The sequence below is a fragment of the Pontibacter aydingkolensis genome (assembly GCF_019443125.1).
Taxonomy (GTDB): Bacteria; Bacteroidota; Bacteroidia; order Cytophagales; family Hymenobacteraceae; genus Pontibacter; species Pontibacter aydingkolensis.
The window spans coordinates 409,984-430,959 of record NZ_JAHYXK010000001.1; the positions used below are offsets into that span (position 1 = coordinate 409,984).

The window sequence follows — 20,976 nt, forward strand, 5'->3', positions numbered from 1 at the left end:
AATTAAAGAGTAACGTTTAATCCTAGTGTGATAATGCGAGCAGGCGCATAGGCATTAGAAGTAACACCAGAGTACGATTGGTTCACATTCATTCCTCTTCTTGCAGAAATCAAAGCCAGGTTCTCACCAGTTAAATACACTCTTGCACTAGAAGTGTAAAGCTTTTTCGCCAGTGTTGAAGGAAGAGAATAAGTAAGATTAACAGATCTGAAGTTCAGGAACGATGCATCAGTTAACCAACGGTCAGAGGTTGCAGCATTGAAGTTTGTTGCCTGACCAAGGTCCATTCTAGGTACATCCGTCACATCGCCTGGTTTTTGCCAGCGCTTCAGCGCATCTTTATGTAAAGCGCCACCTTCTGTTGCCGCATCCATTAAAGAGGCATAAGTAGCGTCATACACCTTACCTCCTACAGAGTATGTAAGTAAAGCAGAAAGTGAGAAGTTCTTGTACGTAAAGGTGTTCGTTATACCTCCTGAGAAATCAGGGATCGCGGTGCCTGCATAGTGGAATCTGGCGTTGTTTCTATCTGTAGTTACAGTATCGCCATTCATCACGAAGCTGGAAGTTTCATCCCATGCATCTGCTCTGTATAGTGCTGCACCAGTAGCAGGATCTACACCGTACCAATCACGTAACCAGTAGTCGTAGATTGACTGCCCAACCATCAACTTTTTAGTACCATTAATGATCTCGTCCTGATTTGGAGGCAGTTTTGTGAACTCGTTTTTGTATGAGGTCCAGTTAAAGTCAACATTCCAGCTAAAGTCATTCTTCTTGATAACGTCTCCGGCTAAGTGTATCTCCAGACCTTTGTTGTACATTGTTCCAACATTTTGATTTCTGAACAACACTCCGCTTGATAGTGGAAGCGGCACCTCGAAAAGAAGATTTTCAGAAACTCTGTGGAAGTATTCCACGCTACCGTTCACTCTGTTAAATATGTTAAAGTCTACACCAACATCAAAGCTGTTGTTTGACTCCCAAACCAGATCAGGGCTTTCCAAGCTTTCCTGAAGGAAACCTGGCTCCAGGGCATTGTTGTAGCCAAGACCATATAACGCCTGCCAGGCGTAATAGCTTCCGATGTTGTCATTACCAACCTGGCCATAAGAGCCTCTTAGCTTTAACATATCAACCCACGAAGGCATTGTCATGAAAGTCTCTCTGTCTAATCTCCATGAAGCACCTACTGACCAGAAGTTACCCCAACGTGAATCTGTAAAGAATCTGGATGATCCGTCGCGGCGGAAAGAGCCTGATAGCGTATATCTGTCATCAAAAGTATAGTTTAAACGAGAGAAGTAACCTTCTGTTCTGTACTTATGAGTAAGAGAGTTTAAGCTGTTAGTTGTAGTAAAGTTACCAAGCTCCGTATTGCCATCCACTATCACTTCCTGGCGGCTACCATACAGGTAGTTGTAAGTATAGTCGTAGTTCTCATGACCTAATAAAGCCTCCACATAGTGTCTGTCGAAGGTTTTAGAGTAGTTCAGTAACTGGTTAACGTTGTAGCTTGTAGTAGTTGTGCTGGTACGACTAGCTCTACCCGCAGGTGCGCCATCGCCTATCACCTTGTTTTGATAAGTGGCGGCCAGGTAATTAGAGATATCAACACTCAGGTTTGTTGTGAACTTGAAGTCCTTCAGAAATGTAATCTCACCGTATGTTCTGGCACTTACAGCATTACGCTTAAACAGGTTATCGTTCAACATTGTCTCCTGTACAACATGACGACCAGCACTTGCATCAGCTCCACGCTTAGATAATCCTGCGATAGAGCCGTCACCATGGTCAAATATTCTGTTCCCTTTCTCATCCAACAGATATGCTCCTGTTACCGGATCATGTGCATAAACAGGATAGATAGGGCCAATATTACGGGCAAAGAAGAATGGGTTTACATAACCTGTGTTGCTTCCATCGCTAGCCTGGTTTGACTCAGTCATAGTACCTGAGATGTTCAGGCCTGTCTTAAACCAGTTAGTAGCCTGTGAGTTGATGTTTACGCGGCCTGTAATACGCTCATAATCTGATCTGATCACGAAACCTTTTTCATCAAGATAGCCCAGTGAAACAAAGTAATCGTTCTTTTCTGAACCGCCACTAAAGTTAACGCCATAGTCTCCACGGCTACCTGAGCGTGTCAGAGGCTCGAACCAATCAAGGTCATCACCATACAGAAGCTGTGCATTAGGGTTCAGCGTACCATCAGGAAGTACGATCTGGTCATCCGCTACATTAAAAGGATTGTACCCCAAGATCTTGCTCTTGATTTCGGCAGAGGCTTTCTGGTTAGCCTGATCCATTGTTAACGGGTTCTTGGCATTAACCATACTGTTACGATAGCCTTCCCACACTAATGGGTAATACTCCTGTGCATTCACACGGTCATACTCAGGTATAGCTCTGGAAGAAACACCCTGAGAGATCTTAACATTAATTTGGTTGCGGTCTTTTCTACCTTTCTTAGTAGTAACCATTACCACACCGTTTGCAGCACGCGCACCATAAAGAGCCGTAGAAGCAGCATCTTTCAGAATAGAGATATTTGCAATATCATCTACGTTCAAGTTTGCAATGCTTCCAGAGTAAGGTACACCGTCTACAACGTAAAGCGGATCATTAGAAGAAGAATATGAGCCAATACCACGGATACGAATTGCCGTTCCTGAGCCAGGCTGGCCGCTGGAAGCAGTAGTTTGCACACCTGCAGCCTGTCCTTCAACAGCATTTGTAACATTTGTTACCGGCCTTTGCTCCAGTTTCTCAGCCTTTATCTGTGATGCAGAACCAGTAAAAGATCCTTTGTCTGCTGTACCGTAAGCAACAACAACAACTTCTTCAAGTTGCTTGTTATCTGTCTCGAGAGCCACATTAATCGTTCCTGCATTGCCAATCTGACGTTCTACTGCAACGTAGCCAATAAAGCGAAAAACAAGCGTGTTGCTGTTTGCCGGCACGTTAATGTTGTAGGTACCATCTGCTGATGTAGCAGTACCTACCGTTGTTCCTTTTACAATTACGGATACACCTGGCAAGCCTACACCTGAGGCCTGATCGGTTACTTTACCCGTAATTGTTTTACTCTGTGCCACCGCATGTTGCAAAACTGCAAACAGCGCCAGCACCCCCATGAATAAAACTTTTCTCATAAAGATAGATTAGTAAGTTGGTTAGATAATTAATAAATAATGGCGTAATATATGAGACTTAAGCATTTAAAAAAAAATCTTAACACCACTCTACTAAAACAACATTATAACTTTTCTAACAACAACCACCTTGCAAATCCTTTAGAATACAATTATTTAATAATTTAAATCGATGTTGCAACTCTATATACCTTGTTTAAACATTGATTTGGATAAATTCTAATGATTTGAAAATATTTATCCTTTACAGAGACATATAACTATATCTCTATCTACTATAATTGCATTTTAACTGTTCCAACAGTTACTTAACATTGAAACTAATATTAGATGTTTACACATCAATATTAAAATCTATCAATTCCCACTTAACTTTATATTATTGGAAATGTTTAAAAAAATTCACTTGATATTTTTTTCAAAAAAATATCAACACCTACTTTGTATGATTTCCATTTATCAAGTAACCAAAAGTAGGTACTAGTAATTACCCACCATTTTACATGATTAGTAGCACCTTAAGCAGCAGATTATTTATTCTTTATAAGAGGCTGTTTTGATTTCATTTAGTTAGTTTTTTAAGCATGAGGTGAATCATGGCCACTTTAATCATCGTCTCGGATGATTTAGTGGAGTACTCATAGTCTTTGGAGAGCCTTCGGTAGAGGTTAAGCCAGCCGAAGGTTCTTTCCACAATCCACCGCTTGGGCAAAGCCTCAAATACCTTCCTGTGTATTTTGCTCACTATCTCCAGCTTCCAGTCTAAGTGACGGAATGTGTTCTTTACCCACTCCCACATAGTTATACCCACGCTCGGAGAATCTTCTTTGCCATGCTTGCGCCTGACCTGCTTGGAGAGGCAGTCGTGGAGCATTTCCCAGCAACCATCTGTGCGCCATTTACGGTAATAGTAGTAGGCTGTCTGCCAGCAAGGCAGGTCTGAGGGCATCATGCGCCACTGAACGCCTCCTTTGATGACGTAAAATATCGCATCCAGAATGCTGCGAAGAGGCCATGCGCGCTTGCGAAGCAGCATTTCCTCCTCGAAAATAGGCTCTATTAATTGCCATTGGGTGTCGGTTAAACTGCTGGGGTAAGTCATAAGTCTGCTAACTTTTCTTACCTCAACAACCGGCACCTGCTTTTTTTCCCAATCAAATTAAAACAGCCTCTAAGTAGCCATTACTTATGATTAAATAGCAAGAGTATGCTATAGGCACCAGGATGAGGATGCTCTTGTAAATAATAGGAGTTAAAAAGATATCAAAACAGGTAATAACTTGAATCCCGCTACCGGTTGTTACACTTATCTCATTATAAAGAATCAACGTTGACTTATGGTAAAAAAATAAGGGGCTCACATTTGTGAGCCCCTTAGGTATCATTGTATTCTTAAAGAATTAACTTTTTGCAATTACTAAACCTACACGCTTTTCGTTTTTGCTAGGCTTAATTCTATCATTACCTTGTAATTCGATTAAAATTAGCTTCTGAGTATCAAGCGCTGTACCTGGGTTTAAAATCTCAACTTCGATGTAACCAAAACTAGAATTAGCTGGTATTACCATCGTTCTTCCGGTTTTAAAGTGAGTGCCTTCAATTGCAGGCTGAGCATTATTAGTGCCAGATACCCAAGTTTCGTTAGGCACAATCTCATACCTGATCTCTTGGTCAGTGTCAACTTGTGCACCAACAAGGTTTACACGTAACTTTATTTTACCAGATGTTCTTGAAATCAACGGGTCAGTAGACGTAACAATAACTCGGTTCTCTCCGGGTACTCTTGTAAGTGCCGGATAGTCTTTGCCTGCGGTGTTAGCATTCCAGGTGGCTGCATCTAACTCAACCAATTCTCCTTTGAACACTATGTCCTCATTTTCAATGCATGATGTAGCTGAAAATGCTATAAGTGCAATGAATATAAATAATATCTTTTTCATGACTTTATATTAAACTAAAATTAATAGCCTTCATTATTTACCAGGTTCGGGTTACCATCAAGTTCTCTCAATGGAATCGCAGGCAGAATTCTGTAATCTGTGAAAGGCACGTTAGTATACTGTGGAGATTTAGTCAAATCCATACCTTGCCTTTTAAGGTCAAAGAAACGGTGCCCTTCAAATGCAAACTCAATCCTTCTCTGCTTCATAATCTCGTTTCTTAAAGCAGAACCAGCAAGAAGAAGGTCTGAAGCTTCCATCGTGGAACCAGCATAACTAGTGTATCTGTTTCTCTTGATCGTTATAAGAGCTGATCTTGAAGCAGCCTCATCCAGCACAGTTGAACCAACAGCTGACTGAGCTTCAGCCAAAATCAGATACATTTCAGAAACTCTTAAAACGATTGCGTTATCCAGGTTAACAAACCCATTCTTACCCAAGTATTTTGTAGATTCTACGAAAGCACTACCACGTCCCACTGTACCTACTTCATACAACTGATTTCTAACATCGTTAGTTCGGGCCGTAATAGTTGTGGTACCAGTTTTACCAGGTTCAATTGAAGATCCTTGGTTTATTACAGTTATTCCAAGATCTGTCAATAATGTAGAAGTCGGTACCAAATCACCCCATCCACCTGTTTGAAGTCTGTCGCCAGATACAACAAGTGTCGTGAATGATGTCTGCAGGGACTCGTTCACACCAATGTTCTCAGCATTAATTGTGAAAGAAACTTCGAAAAGTGACTCTGGATTAACTTTATTTCTCCAGCTACTTACATAGTTAGCTGTTGTTAGCAAGCGGCTACCATGTGTAGTGATTACCTTCTGAGCGTATTCGGCAGCCTTAGCATAATCTTTATTGTACAACGCTACACGTGCCATTAATGCCTGCGCAGCCTGCTTATTAGCTAATGCAGGAGCCAAAGTAAGATCTTTAAGCTTAGCCTCTGCATCCTGCAGGTCAGCATAAATCTGAGCATATACATCAGCAGTTTTTGCTCTTGATGGTAATCTTAGCAATGCATCATCAAGCGTTTTAACGCCGCTCAACAACAATGGAACTCCACCTTTGCTGTTCACTACGCCTTCTGTACCTGGTATGTAAGCATATGTACGTACTAAGTCAAAGTAAGCAAGTGCTCTTAAAAACTTAAGCTGGCCAACCCATGCATCATTTTCAGCAGCCGTTACTGCAGGCACAACATTTAACTGTGGAATTGCATCCAATGCCAGGTTAATGTCGTTTATCATGTAGTAATAGTTCTGCCAGTTGTTAAAGTGAGCCCCGTGAATATTTCTGGTCTCGTTCGCAAAACGGCCTGATTTGTTCGTGAAGTGACCATTATCAGCCAGTGCCTCCGGGAACGCGATCATGTCACGGCCATATACTCTGGCAGACTTTAATCTTGAGTAAGCTCCTGTAATAGCTGCGTTGATATTTTCTTTTGTGTTCAAAGCAGTCGACAGGTCAACAGACTGCCTTGGGTCCACTTCAACAGCTTTCTCACATGAAGAGAAAGTCAAAGCGGCAGCAAAAAGTGCTATCGTTGAAACTTTATATCTGAATTTCATTTTTGTACTGATTAAAAATTAGAAACCTAATTGAATACCTACAGTGTAGTTTTTGCTCTGTGGGATGATACCTGTAGCTGATCCGAAGAATTCTGGGTCATAGCCCTTGTAATCATCATAAGTAAACAGGTTCGTACCCTGAGCATATACTTTCGCGTTGTTTATTTTCGCGAACTGCAAGAATGTAGAAGGCACATTATAAGTAAGTGTCAAAGACTTCAGACGGATATAATCAACTTTGTTGAAAGTACGAGTTGATCCAGTTACGTGGTTAACACCTGATGATTCAACACCTGTATCAAATGCTCTAGGTATGCTAGTGATCTGACCTGGTGTCTGCCAACGGTTGTCATAGAAGTACTGAAGTGTGTTAAATGCACGGTTACCATTCTCCATCAGGAAGTTTAGCTGACCGTCTGTCTGCATTCTGCCGTACTCGTACTGGAACAGGAAGTCTAACTCAAAACCTTTGTAGGTTAATGTGTTTGTTAAACCACCGTAGAACTCTGGTTGTGTATCACCAATAACTACGCGGTCAGCATTAACTGGTATGTACGTAATGTTATCATTGATATCATAGAACATTGGTCTACCAGTTGCCGGGTTAACACCTGCATAACGCTGTGTAAAGATAGCACCAACCGGATAGCCAACACGCACTGACTGATCAGAAGGAAGTACCTCAAAACCACCATAAAGCTTTCTAACCTCGTTTTGGTTGTATGCAAAGTTAAAGTTAGTGTTCCACTTGAAGCCACCTTCTGACATGATATTAGCAGTTCTTAACTCAACCTCGATACCTCGGTTACGAAGTTCACCTACGTTAGAAGTAAAGCCACCGAAACCTGTTGTCCAAGATACTGGCTGGTCAAGTAACAGGTCTTTGCTCTCTCTGTTGTAAACCTCAACAGTACCGGCGATTCTGTCATTGAAGAAACCGAAATCAAGACCGAAGTTTGTGGTCTGGTTAATTTCCCACTTCAAGGCTGGGTTTGGAAGCTGAGTTGGGTTGATACCAGCTAAGCCATTGTAAACTGTGCCTGAGCCCGCCAAGCCTCTTGAAGCGAAGTTAGAGATATTGTCGTTACCTGTCGTACCGAATGAAGCACGTAGTTTCAGGAATGACAAGAACTCAACTGACTGCATGAAGTTCTCTTCTTTAATATTCCAACCAGCCTGTACAGACGGGAAGAAACCGAACTTGTTATTCGCACCGAAACGGGAAGAACCATCATAACGGCCTGTTAAACCAAGCAGGTATTTGCCTTTGAAGTTGTAGTTAACTCGGCCAAAACCGGAGATACGCTTAAATTCAGAGAAAAACTCGCCAACACCCAGTGGGTTAGCTGCAGAGTTCATGTATCTGAACTCAGGAGAAGGGTAACCATCAGCTGAAGCTGAAAGACCTTCGTTCTGCTCGTGCTTGTACTCAAAACCAGCTAAGGCGTTGAAAGTGTGCTCACCAATCTTCTTATCAAAATTCAATGTCTGAGTAGTCAGGAAGTTAGTGTTCCAGTTGCTCTGCACCTGCCCTAAACCTTTTCTAACAAACGCATCGTTCGTTCTAGGGTCACGGTATGATCTACCTTGTACTAGACGGTAATCAAGACCATAGAATGACTTGAACGTTAAAGACGGCAATATTTTATAAGTACCAGAGAAGCTACCTACAACGAAATTACTACGCTGGTTAGCCTCATTGAAGTCATTAACAGCAACAATGTTGTGGCTCAAGATGCCAGGGAAAACCTGACCGCTACCCATCAAACCGAAGTATGACCCATCGTCGTTGAAAATTCTATTGCTTGGCATCATCAAAGATGCAGAGAAAGCTGGGTTACCTAAGAAAGATCCGTCCGTTGAGAACGGAGCCTGCTGGCTGAAAGAAGAAAGGTTTATAGAAGAAGCTATCGTAAGCTTATCAGTAATTTTGTGAGACAGGTCAAACTTAGCAGTTCCTCTTTTAAAGTCAACTTTATTGAACATTGCCTCATTCAGGTTATAAGAACCCGCAAGATAAAAAGTAGTTTTATCGTTACCTCCGCTTGCTGACATCTCATAGTTCTGAATTCTGCCAGTTCTCATTACCGCATCCTGCCAGTCATAAGTAGTGTATGCCGCAATTTCTTCAGCAGTAGGAACAACACCTTGTGGGGTAAGTCTCATTTCATTCTCTAAGATCCACTGGCGGTTTGTATCCATACCAGTTCTGAAGCGGTTGCTACGAGCCTCTGCTCTTAGTGTCAGGTAATCCTGAGAGTTAAGAACATCAAGTGTTTTAAGCGGAGCAGACACACCACCATAAGCACTTGCAGTGAAGGAAGTTTTACCGGCTTTACCTTTTTTAGTTGTAATTAATACAACACCGTTAGCAGCCTGTGCACCGTAGATAGCAGCTGTCGCAGCATCCTTGAGTACCTCAATAGAAGCAATGTCGTTCGGGTTAAGGAATGCAAGTGGGTTAGACTGCGTAAATGATGCATCATCACGCGTGTTAAGCTGCACACCATCAACTACGAATAGTGGCTGGTTGCCAGCCTGAAGAGAGCCTACACCACGGATACGCACGTTAATAGCACCACCAGGGATACCGTTGTTGGCCTGTACTAGTACACCAGCTGCCTGTCCTTGTAATGCTTTATCAAGAGATGGCATAGGCCTGTTCTCAATTGCCTTTGCCGATACCTGTGAAATGGCTCCTACAGCGTCACGCTTCGTTACAGTTGTACCGTAACCTGTAATGATTACTTCAGAAAGAGCTTTTGAGTCTTCTCTCAACTGTACGTTGATGCTTGTTTTACCACTTGTGCTAATCTCCTGCGCCACATATCCTAGATACGAGAACAGAAGAACTGCATTGTCATTTGCTACATTTACAGTAAAGCTACCATCAGCTCCTGTAAAGGTACCAACTGTCGTTCCTTTAACGACCACGTTTACCCCTGGTAGAGGTTGTCCATTCTCAGCGGCAAGTACTTTCCCTGAGATGGCCCGACTCTGAGCTAGCGCTAGGTTAGTTAGCGCAAACAGCAGAGCAAAGCTCAACAATAGAACTTTTCTCATAAAGATAGATTAGATAATTGGTTAGTTTGATAATAATTTGTTTCCAAATATATCTGTAAAATCGGTATACAAAAATTTTCTATTTAAATTTTATTATCCAAAAAAGGGGCTTTAAAAGCCACACAACGGTAATATTCTATAACTAACAAATTATATATCTAATAATCCCTATCTATCTGCTATATAGTTTTACAAGCTTCATCAGGTTGATGTCAGAACACCGAATAGTTGGAATTTAATAATATTCTGAATGTTGAAACGGTAATATCATATAAAATAGAAGTTAATAACAATGGCAATAATTTTACTGTTATAACTTTGATCAATACAAAAAGATAGGGTAATTTTTTAACTAAACTAAAACTGTATTGGAAAAGTATAATTAAAAAAAATCGGCTCAAAAATTAACTTTTTGAGCCGATCCTCGTTTAAGATTGCCTTTAAAATTACTTTTTGAGATTTTCCTCAAAAAGTTTATAAATACGTTTGTACTCATCTGTCCAGCTGGCTGGTTCCACAAACCCGTGGTCCTCAACTGGGTAAACAGCTAGTTCCCAGTTATCTTTCTTAAGCTCTATAAGCCTTTGTGTTAGCCTTACCACATCCTGGAAATGCACGTTTGTATCTACCATACCGTGGCAAATTAGCAAGGCTCCTTTCAAGCCTTCTGCATAGTATATAGGGGAGCTTTTGGCATAAGCTGTGCTGTCTGTATAAGGTGTGTTAAGAATGTTAGAAGTATAGCCGTGGTTGTAGTGTGCCCAGTCTGTAACAGAGCGTAAAGCAGCGCCTGCTGCAAATACATCCGGCTCAGTGAACATGGCCATTAAGGTTATAAACCCGCCATATGAACCACCGTAAATACCGATCTTTTTCGGATCCACGTTATACTTTTCTACAAGATGTTTTGCGCCATCCACGTGGTCACTTAGGTCTTTGCCGCCCATAAAGCGATAAATTCCTGTACGTACGTCGCGGCCATAGCCGGCGCTGCCTCTGTAGTCTATATCCAGAACGGTATAGCCCTGGTCTACCAGGAAGTTATGGAATATGTACTCTCTGAAGTATGAGCTCCACCATTGGTGTGCATTCTGCAGGTAACCGGCACCGTGTACAAAGATAACCGCTGGCCCGTTGTTCTTTGCATTCTCAGGGCGGTAAAGGCGTGCATATACATCAACTCCATCCTTGGCCTTGAAAGTAATCACTTCCGGTTCGCGCCAATCATATGATTTAAACTCATCGGTTAAGGAGCTGGTTACCTGCTTTGGTTTTGCGCCTTTCTTGTTGTCCATTACATACAACTCCCATGGTTTGTTGCTGGCCGAATAGCGTACAGCCATGGTTTTCTCATCCGGAGATAGCTGTACTTCATGGGCGCCTTTCATGCTGGTTAGTTGTACCATTTCGCCGCCCTGCACCGGCATGCGGTAAAAGTGCTTTATACCCGGGTGTACTTTGTTAGCTGTAAAGTAGAAGTTCTTTTTATCATCAGACATACGAACTTCAGATACTTCGAACCTTCCGCTGGTCAGGGCTTTTTTCTTGCCTGTGATTACATTTACTGCATACAGGTGTGAGTAGCCGTTTTCTTCAGAGTGGAACCAAATGCTTTCGTTGTCCGGCATCCAGCCTAAATCGCCTGTGCCATATCCGATACCCGGGCCATTAATCCAGGCTTCGTCGCGCTGGCGGTCCAGAACAGATAGCTTGCCTGTGGCCGGGTCCAGTTTCATGACCCAGCGGTCTTTGTTATCCTGCGATCTGGCTACTACTACTGCATGCTCACCGTTTTCAGACCAGATAGGCCCGTAAATAGCCGTTGCGCGCATTTCAACTTTTTTAGGCTTGCCTTCTGCTGTTTTGGCCGTACTAGCCTTTGCTTCTTTCTCTAATAAGTATGCCGGTTGCTCATAAATACCTTCCACATCGTTCATCAAAACGGCAAAAGCAGTGTCACGCTTTGTATCGTATACAAAAAACTCGTAGGTATTTTGTGCATCGCCAACTTTTGTGCGGGTATTTATATCCTCTGTGTAACCTGATGATGTAACGTAATCAGGCACAATGGCCACTTTACTGTTTTTAGGGCGGGAAATTAGCTGGTAAGTAACAAAGCGCTCGTCAGGGCTAAGCGTGAGGTTGTTAACGATCTTGTCCTCTACATAGATTTCTTTTGGCCTGGCAGGGGCATCTGCTAATCGCTGCTTGCGCTGCAGCTCTTTGTTTTCCTCGCGGTCTTTTACAATTTGCAGCAAAGCTAACTGTTGCTCTTTAAGCCAGTCTCTCTGGTCGTTTTTACCTTCGCCAGCAGGTTTGCGCCCTTTCTTAAAATCGGTAAGCTGTACGGTTTGCCCGTTAGCTATACTCCAGGCATACAGGTTACTATCTTTTACATAGGTAACTTTCTGTTCGCTCTGGCTAAAGGCAGGGCTGCTCTCACGCTCTACAGTGTTTGTTATCTGCTGGGCTTTGCCACTCTTTACATCGTATAAAAAGATGTCGCCGTTCTTCTCGTATACTTTTTTAGTCTCAGCTCTATTGTAGCTGCCATACTGGCTCGGCAAACTTCTGCGCTCTCTGGCACTAACCTTCTGGATATTCTTACCATCTGCATTTACAGCGTATAGCGAGTCGCTTTTATTTCCTTCCGGGTTCCAGTAAAAGTATAGCTTCTTCCCGTCTTCTGACCAGAACACATTGCTTGGTGATGTGCCGATCCATTTAGGGTCGCGCATAATTTTTTCTACGCTAAGGGTGAGTTTGCCGTCCTGTGCCTGCAAAGCACCTCCGCATAGTATAAGCCAGCCTAACAGCGCCAGCGCATTTCTTTTAAATAGCATAGTTAGAGTAGTATAGTAGTTTAGGTTTTGTAACAGATTATCTTTCAAAATAAAAGATTATACTTTACTAAGCAAAATCGCCGCCTGCTTTAGTTCCCTGGTGCAGACGGCGATTATTTAAGCTTTATGATTTCTTTTTAGTAGTGAAATCCATACTTGGGTGTTGCTCTTCGTGGTTAGTTATACTTTGGTAGAACTTCGCAAAGCTAAGCAGCTCCGCCTCCCCGAACAGTTTTCCCATAAATGTGATGGTGGTTGGCATTCCGTTTTTCTGGAATCCGTTTGGCACTACCACACATGGATGCCCGGTCAGGTTGGTAACTACCAGGTTGCTGCTGGCAAAAGAAGGACTCAGGTATACATCTATGTCTTTTAGCTTCTCGTGCATTTGCTGTATGAGTAGAGTGCGCACTCGCTGCGCCTGCAGATACTCCACAGCCGGTACAAATCTTGCTGCCCTAAATGAGGTTGGCCATGCGTTTTTGTGCTGCGCTACCAACAAACTGTCTCTCCCGCTGCGGGTAAGCTCGTCAAAGGCAGCTGCACCTTCCACAGAAATAGTTAGTGTCAATTCCCTGGCTGGCAGGTCAGGTAATTCTATCGGAACCAGTTCTATGCCTGCTTTTCTAAGTGCGGCTAAGGTGGCTTCGTCGTTTTCTTTAAACCCGTAGGTACGCTCAAAGTCCTTCTTCAGGTAACCTACACGCAGTTTCTTCGGGTTTATACTTTGGTTGTAGTTAAACGGTGCATCGTATACAGACTGGTCTTTTCCATCAGGTCCGTAGATCACGTTGAACACAATGGCTGCATCTTCTGCAGAGCGTGTTATCGGGCCTATCTTGTCCATAGACCAGCTAAGTGCCATTGCTCCATGGCGGCTAACGCGTCCAAATGTTGGCCTCAGGCCTGTAGTACCGCATGCTGTAGACGGCGATACAATAGAACCAAGCGTTTCGGTGCCTATGGCATAGGGCAATAAACCTGCCGCTACGGCAGCTGCCGAACCAGCCGAGGAGCCGCTTGATCCCTGGTTTATATCCCAGGGCGAACGTGTTTTACCACCATACCACACATCTCCCATGGCCAGAGCGCCCAAGGTTGTTTTCGCTACTAGTATACCACCGGCATCCTGCAGACGCTGCACTACTGTAGCATCTTCGTCTATTACCTGGTCTTTGTATGGCATAGCGCCCCAGGTTGTTTTATATTTTTTAGTTGACAACAGGTCTTTAACCCCAAATGGGATGCCATGTAGTGTCCCTTTATACTTCCCAGCTTTAATTTCCTTGTCGGCTTTGCGGGCCTGCTCCAGTGCCAGCTCTTCTGTTATCGTTGTAATACACTCCAGCGTAGGGCCATACTTTTTCAGGCGGTCCAGGTAAAATTTTGTCAATTCTTCAGAGCTTATCTGTTTAGTACGGATCAGTTCTGCCAATTGTGGCACGGAGTAAAATGCCAGTTCGTCGCGGTTTTGGGGTAGTTTAACGTTAGAAGCCTTAGCTACTTCAAATTTTCCTTTTGTTTTATCGAACTCAAACCCTACCGGTATTGGGTTAAATGTTATTGCAGGCGCTACATTGTTCGGCAATGGCTGTTTTCTGATCACTTCATAGTTCTGCTGAAATCTTTCCAGGTTGGTAAGCGCAGAATCCAGTTGTGCGTCATTAAAATTTAAGCCTATTAACTTTTGTGCCTCACGTACTATACCCACAGTAAGTTTGTCGTCGGCTACTTTGGAAATGAATGCTCCGGAAATAAAGCACCCTGCTCCTATTAATACTATTGCTCCTTTTCTAAGCATTTTGTTGTTCGTTAGTTTTAATTATTAGGTATTCAAATTAAGACTAAATCGTAAAATAAAAAAGACCGCTCTTACGAACGGCCTTTTTTATTTTATCAAAGTTCAGTTCTTCTTTACAAGATCTGAACCTGACTTGATCTTAGTCATTAAGAACAGGGTTGTTCAATACTTCCGCTTGTGGAATCGGGAACGTCATTTCGTCAGAATCCCATGAGAAAGTATCACCAGCAAAGAACAAGTGGTTTGCACCTCTTGTAACTGACTGCTTGTTACGCTTTAAAGCTAAGTATGCTTTACCTTCACCCCATAGCTCAATACGAGTCTGCAGGAATATCTCATCTTTAAGTGCCTGTCCATTTAAGCCGCTCAGGTATGTCTCATAAGCTTCGTAGCCGTCTTCTTCGATTCTTTCTACCATCAGCTTCTTAAGCATTTCCTTAGCACCAGCATCGTCTCCAAGTCTGGCTTTCGCCTCAGCATTCATAAGGATCATCTCCTCTATACGCATGTAAACATAATCTGTAGTTACTTGTCTCTGGCCGCCAATTTTTCTTGCCGGGTCAAAGAACTTGTAAAGTGGACGGCCTGTTGAATGGAACTGCTTTCTTCTAAGGTCTTTAGCACCAATAGAGTTTTGCAGGTTTCTGTCCATTGTTTTAGGGTCACCTGCCCATGCGTAGCTATAAGTATAGTAATCTACCTGTCCCCACCATGATACAAGGTTAAGGCGATTTGCTAATGTAAGGTCTACACCCCACATCCAGCTTGGAGTAGCCACGTTGTTAAAACCAGATTCAGGGTTAACTAATACACCATCTACAATCTTACCGTACAATTCATTTTCGTTCGTGATACGGTATGCAGAGCCATTGATAACCTCATTTGTAAGAGCAACTACTCTATTAAGGTCTTCTGTTGTTCCTCTGGCTGCAAGTGCATAGCTTAACAAACCTTTTGCTACTGTTGCATCAACCTGATCTTTAGTTAATCTGTTAAAGTCTACCAGGTAATCAACTGCTTCAGTCAGGTCGTCGATCATTAGGTTATACACCTCCTCAGTTGTAGATTTTGGCTGGTTTGGCTGCTTGCTATCTGTATAGATAGGAAGAATTTTCTCCTGTCCAGTACCGTAGCCAGCTGAGTAGAACTGAGTCAGGTAGAAGTAAGCATAACCACGCATAGCTTTTGCCTGGCCCATGATATGGCGCTGCAATGGTTCTGTTTGTACAGCATCTGTACCACCCAAAGCATCGATTACGTTGTTAGCCGCATAAATTACACGGTAGTAATATCGCCATGGCATGTAAACAGCATTCAACGTATAATCTGATGATGCCTGGTATCTTGCCACACCTGTATACCAACCGTAGTTTGTACCAGCCAAGGCCATATCAGAAGCAAGCATATCGCTGTAGATATCATAGCCTTTCTGCCCAAAGTCATCATGGCCTGTTGTACCACCTGTACCCGTGTTGTACATGGTAGAATATAAACCTGCAATCTGACCGTTAAGCAAGCCCGGATCTGTTTTAGCAGCTTCCGCGATCTGCTCTGGCGTTAGGTACTGTGTTGGCTGTTTATCCAGGAATTCCTTTTCGCAACCGCTCACGAAAAATGTGAGTAAAGCGGCTCCTATTATATATAAATTCTTTTTCATTTTTAATCAGATAATTAAAGTTTAACTCTTACACCTGCTGTGAAAGTTGACAGAGGAGAATAACGGTAAGTGCTTGAGCTACCTGCTTCGCTTGTAGATGGGTTGAAACCATCACGGGCAGTGTTGATCCACAAGTTATCACCAGATACCCAAACTGAAAGGCCACCTACACCATACTTGCTAACAAAAGATGATGGTAAAGTATAGCTCAGGCGTACGTTGTTAAGCACCAGGTAATTCGCTTTTGTAAGGAATCTTGTTGATGTTGAGTTAACGTTAGGATCCTGGTTGTTAGAAAGACGTGGCACATCTGTAACATCGCCTTCTTGCTGCCATCTTCCTAAGATGTCTGTATGCCAGTTGTTGTTACCAACCAATCCGTTGCCCATCAGGCCTGCATAAGCGCCATCATAAGCGTATCCGCCAAAGCTGTACAACACTTGCGTGCTTAGGTCGAAGCCTTTGTAACCAGCATTCAGGTTGAAAGCACCTCTTACATCCGGAATAGCAGACTTGCCTACATATTTCTGAGTTGCCTGAGACCATACTTTAGTTGTGCCAACTAGTATGTTCTCATTCGGGTTCTCAGCCATATAGTTAGTTAAGCTAGCGATCTGCTCACCTGAATCAAAAGCACCGTTACCGTTTGCATCAACATAGTGTACAGTCCACATTCCGCGTCCGTCCAATGGATCTACGCCTGCCCACTCACGCATGTAGAAGTCAAAGATTGAGTGACCTTTTGACCATGCATAAAGACCTTGTACGTCAACTATTTTTTCTGCACTTGTAGCGGGGTCAATAGGCATTTTAGTGATCTGGTTTGTGAAAATCTCGCCGTTTACGCCCAGGCTTAAACGGTAATCTTTGCCTTGGAACACATTACCAGTTAAGTCAAACTCAAGACCTTTGTTCTGAAGGTTACCATCGTTAACATTGATCAAAGCGATACCTCTTGATGGACCAACTCTTCTACTGAAGATAAGGTCATCAGTATTCTTCACATAGTAGTCAATTGATCCTGTCAGGTAGTTACCTAGTCCGAACTCGAAACCAGTCTGAAACATTTTAGATGTTTCCCAAGTCAGATCAGGATTACCATTCGTTTGCATTGAGAATGCAGGCTTATCATTCAGGTTATCTACGTTCCAAAGGTCATATCCCGGAAAGTATCCTAAACCTGCCTGATCACCTATCAAACCGTAGCTTACTTTGTATTTCAGGTTGCTGAAGATCGACTGATCTGCCATGAAGTCTTCGTTAGAAATAACCCATGCTGCACCAACCGAACCAAACGTACCCCACTTATCTTTCACAAATCTTGAAGAACCGTCTCTTCTGATTGTAGCAGAAAGGAAATACTTCTTATCAAGATCGTAGTTAACTTGAGAGAAATAACTTTCTAGTGACCATGAGTTGGTGTAACCAGAAGAAGGGTTCTTAACAATTGTATTGTTAAGGTCTAAGATATTAGGATCTACCAGGCTATAACCAGAAGCATTTAGTATGTTGCTGCTCCAGTCAGTAGCTTCGTGCGCAGCAAGTACTTCTATACTATGGCTACCAAATGCCTTGTTAAATCTTAACATGTTTAACATGTTGTAAGAGAACATCTCGGTTCTCTGAAGGAAAAGGCTACCATTCTGTGATGCTGAACCACCATAGTACTTATTGCCTCTGCTAACAAATTTGTTGTGATAGAACTGGCCACCGAAACGGTTCTCTAATACCAGGCCATCCATGATGTTAACGTTTAAGCTTACGTTACCGTTAAGTTCGTTACGGTTGTGTCTCTGAATGTTGTGCGTAGCATCAGAAATAGCGTTTGTTAAACCACCGAATCCACGAGAAAAACCTGTTCTATCTCCGTAGTCAAAGCGGCCACCGCCAAAGATCGGATCAGTGATGATGTTACCTTCTGCATCTCTCTGGTATAATGGGTAGATAGAAGGAATGTTATCTACAAACCAGAATATACTTCCGGAGTCGCTGCTTTGACCGTTGTTATTGGTCTCGCTTCTTGCATAGTTAATGTTAAATGCACTCGTTAACCACTTGTTGATCTCTTGGTTAATATTTAAGCGAGCTGATAAACGCTGGTAATCTGAATTGATCAGGTAACCAACATCATTCAGGTAACCAACAGAAGAGTAATAGTTAGTTTTACCGCTTGAGCCACCAAACTTAACATTTGCTTCGTTACGTGAAGAGTTCTGGAAACCATAATCTTCCCAGTTCTCAGGATCATACTTTCTGGTAACACCTGGCCTAACTGATCTTGTCATTGGATCAATAAGCTCACCGCCATTAGCAACGTTCCACATATTATAGCCCGGGCTGATGCCTTTAGCAGAGAATAAGGTAGAATTTGCAATACCCACAGGATCTGTTTTTCCTGTAGCTACTGCCTGGTTGTAAAGCGCTTCCCAGCCCAGAGCAATATACTGCTCAGGTGACTTGATCGTGCTGTAACGAGGAAGCAACGCGGCGTTTGTACCAGTATTTGCATCTACCTCGATATAAGCTTTTTTGCCTCTACCTGTTTTAGTTGTGATTACAACTACACCGTTAGCGCCTCTTGCACCATAAATTGCAGTTGCAGCAGCATCTTTCAAAACAGTAGTTGTTTCGATATCCGCTGGGTTAATAGAGTTGATACTACCGCTAAAAGGCACACCATCTACTACATAAAGCGGATCACGGTTACCGTTAACAGAACCAAGACCACGGATACGAATAGTAGCCGCTGTACCCGGCTGACCGCTTGTGTTAATAACTCTAACACCTGCAACCTCACCAGCAAGAGCCTGAGATACGTTAGCAACGTTCTTGCTCTCAAGTCTTTCTCCGCTAACAACTTTTGCAGTACCTGTAAACGATTGCTGCGTTGATGTTGAATAACCAACAACTACAACCTCTGAAAGTGTTTTCTCATCAACACTCAGAGTAGCATTCACAGTACCTGAGGAACCAACAGGAATTTCTTGCGTTGTGTAGCCAATGTATCTGAATACTAATGTACTGTTATCTCCTGGTACGCTTATAGTATAAGCCCCATCTGCTGCTGTTGCAGTACCTACTGTTGTACCTTTTACCAATACAGCAACCCCCGGCAATCCCTGACCAGTAGCCTGATCAGTCACTTTTCCATTTACTGTCCTACTTTGTTGCGCCCAGGCTGGTAAAGCCATTATGAGCACAAAAAAGAGGCTAAAGAGTAAACTCTTCTTCATACGTCTGTGATTTTAGGTTAGATAATTGTTAAATGTGAATAGAATAGAATAGATAATAACTCAAATATAATTATTAATTATCGATGTCAAAACTTTTATTAAAAAAAAGCCCGCAAACTGATCTTGCATAAAAGATAAAGTTATATACGTATCACACTTCAATTATTCAATAAGCGTATACATGCAGCGCAATAGCACCAAAACCACTGCTTTACAGACTTTATATTAAAAAAACAAAATTCAATCAATGTTGATATAATACAATTTGCTATAACACCACATACACCTTTGTTTACACACCAATATTATAACTTTTTTAATAAATTAGACACCATATATACATATTAAGTGTAATATAACAATATTAAAGGTTAAACACCGGAATCGTGTATTTTACTATTTCGCTGTTTTAACAATGATTTAAAAGGGAGTGTCTGCCCAGCTATGAATAGATATGTAGAAACAAGGAGCAAGCAGAATGTATCAATAAGATGTATGGGATTGTGCGTTACTCTAAATCGGCTGCCTTCAAAATAATCAGGTTACACACCAGTATGACTGTAATACTTAATATACTCTTCATCCTGAATAGTTTGTGTATCCGCCTGCTCCAGAAACTTTAGCTTTGTGAGACAATAATTCTTAAATTGCTCTAAACATTTTTTCCATCAATGAGATTTCCATTAAAGCGATTCATCCATAACAGGCTTATTACAGCTTATGTTATCCTGGCTGTATTTACTCCTATCGCAAGTATGGCTTGCGTTATCAGCACGCCGCGCACGCTTATTTGGGAGGTCTCCGGAAACGGGCTTAAATCACCTTCCTATGTGTTTGGCACCATCCATGCGTTATGCCCGGAAGAGTTTGTAGTGCCTGAGCTGGTAAAGAAAAGACTGCAAGAAACAGAGCAGCTATCGCTGGAAGTGGACATGGACGCACCAAACTTTATGGCCGAGCTCATGCAAAGCGCAACGTTGCCAGCCGGCAAAACACTTAGCACAATGCTTAAACCGGAAGACTACAACCTACTGGCACAACACCTGGCCAATACTATGCAACTGGATCTGAAAATGTTTGACAATATGAAGCCATTTATGCTTCAGTCTTTGCTTTTGTCTCAGCTTACAGAATGCAAGGCAGTATCTTATGAACAGCGCCTGATAGAAATGGCCCACGCCCAGGGCAAAGAGGTGATAGGGGTAGAAACTATAAGAGAGCAGCTAGCTGCCATGGATAGACTGCCGCAGCAAATGCAAACGGATATGCTCGTAAAAACTGTAAAAGACATGTCGGCAGCACGTGCATCTTACCTTGAAATGGTGAAGCTATACCTGGCCCAGGACCTGGACGGACTCACCGACATCACGAAAGAAGACCTGACACCTGAGGAGTACACACTTTATGAAGAAACTTTTCTTGTTGCCCGCAACATGCGTTGGATACCGGTTATAGAGCGCGAAGCCAAAGCCAAGCCTACTTTTTTTGCAGTGGGGGCCGGCCATTTAGGCGGTGAGCAGGGGGTGCTGGAATTGCTTCGAAGGAAAGGCTATACGGTAAAGCCCATACTGGAGTAATCGTATTTATGTCAATCTAAAGTATACTTACTGATTTATACTGTAAGAGGCTGTTATAATTTCCAGACAGCCAAAGCCAGCTACCGACATTAAAAGCAACTGGCCCGTACATTTATACTTCAGGCACTACATA

At 42.6% G+C, this 20,976-nt stretch carries 10 protein-coding genes and 1 pseudogene; 1 reads left to right on the plus strand and 10 read right to left on the minus strand.

Annotated features, from left to right (window positions below; all coding sequences use genetic code 11):
- Positions 1-2: 2 nt before the first annotated feature.
- The 10 genes and pseudogenes from K0O23_RS01905 to K0O23_RS01945 all read right to left on the minus strand — a co-directional run bounded on the left by K0O23_RS01905 (position 3) and on the right by K0O23_RS01945 (position 19,266).
- A complete protein-coding gene (locus K0O23_RS01905) occupies positions 3-3,155 on the minus strand; it encodes a SusC/RagA family TonB-linked outer membrane protein (RefSeq protein ID WP_219875682.1) in 3,153 nt (1,050 codons plus the stop codon).
- Positions 3,156-3,717: 562 nt separating this feature from the next.
- The gene (locus K0O23_RS20550) at positions 3,718-4,029 is read right to left on the minus strand and encodes a transposase (protein WP_449579695.1); all 312 of its coding nucleotides are present in this window, start codon (positions 4,027-4,029) and stop codon (positions 3,718-3,720) included.
- 3 nt (positions 4,030-4,032) lie between these two features.
- Positions 4,033-4,257: pseudogene (locus K0O23_RS20555) on the minus strand (transposase); the annotation flags it as partial.
- 298 nt (positions 4,258-4,555) lie between these two features.
- Positions 4,556-5,095 carry a DUF4843 domain-containing protein gene (locus K0O23_RS01915; protein ID WP_219875684.1) on the minus strand — a complete coding sequence of 180 codons (540 nt, stop codon included), beginning with the start codon at positions 5,093-5,095 and terminating at the stop codon, positions 4,556-4,558.
- 20 nt (positions 5,096-5,115) lie between these two features.
- Positions 5,116-6,669 (minus strand): RagB/SusD family nutrient uptake outer membrane protein, encoded by a 1,554-nt coding sequence (locus tag K0O23_RS01920; protein WP_219875685.1) that lies wholly within the window; start codon positions 6,667-6,669, stop codon positions 5,116-5,118.
- Between the two features lie 18 nt (positions 6,670-6,687).
- Positions 6,688-9,732: a SusC/RagA family TonB-linked outer membrane protein gene (locus tag K0O23_RS01925; RefSeq protein WP_219875686.1), complete on the minus strand. Its 3,045-nt coding sequence runs from the start codon at positions 9,730-9,732 to the stop codon at positions 6,688-6,690.
- A 446-nt stretch (positions 9,733-10,178) separates the two neighbouring features.
- The gene (locus K0O23_RS01930; protein WP_219875687.1) at positions 10,179-12,575 is read right to left on the minus strand and encodes a prolyl oligopeptidase family serine peptidase; all 2,397 of its coding nucleotides are present in this window, start codon (positions 12,573-12,575) and stop codon (positions 10,179-10,181) included.
- Between the two features lie 124 nt (positions 12,576-12,699).
- Positions 12,700-14,376 (minus strand): amidase, encoded by a 1,677-nt coding sequence (locus K0O23_RS01935; RefSeq protein ID WP_219875688.1) that lies wholly within the window; start codon positions 14,374-14,376, stop codon positions 12,700-12,702.
- Between the two features lie 139 nt (positions 14,377-14,515).
- On the minus strand, positions 14,516-16,033 hold the full coding sequence (locus K0O23_RS01940; protein WP_219875689.1) for a RagB/SusD family nutrient uptake outer membrane protein: 1,518 nt from the start codon (positions 16,031-16,033) through the stop codon (positions 14,516-14,518).
- A gap of 14 nt (positions 16,034-16,047) precedes the next feature.
- Positions 16,048-19,266 (minus strand): SusC/RagA family TonB-linked outer membrane protein, encoded by a 3,219-nt coding sequence (locus tag K0O23_RS01945; protein ID WP_219875690.1) that lies wholly within the window; start codon positions 19,264-19,266, stop codon positions 16,048-16,050.
- Between the two features lie 671 nt (positions 19,267-19,937).
- Here K0O23_RS01945 and K0O23_RS01950 point away from each other — a divergent pair.
- Entirely contained in the window at positions 19,938-20,843 is a 906-nt protein-coding gene (locus K0O23_RS01950; protein ID WP_219875691.1) for a TraB/GumN family protein, read from the plus strand.
- The last annotated feature ends 133 nt before the right edge of the window (positions 20,844-20,976 follow it).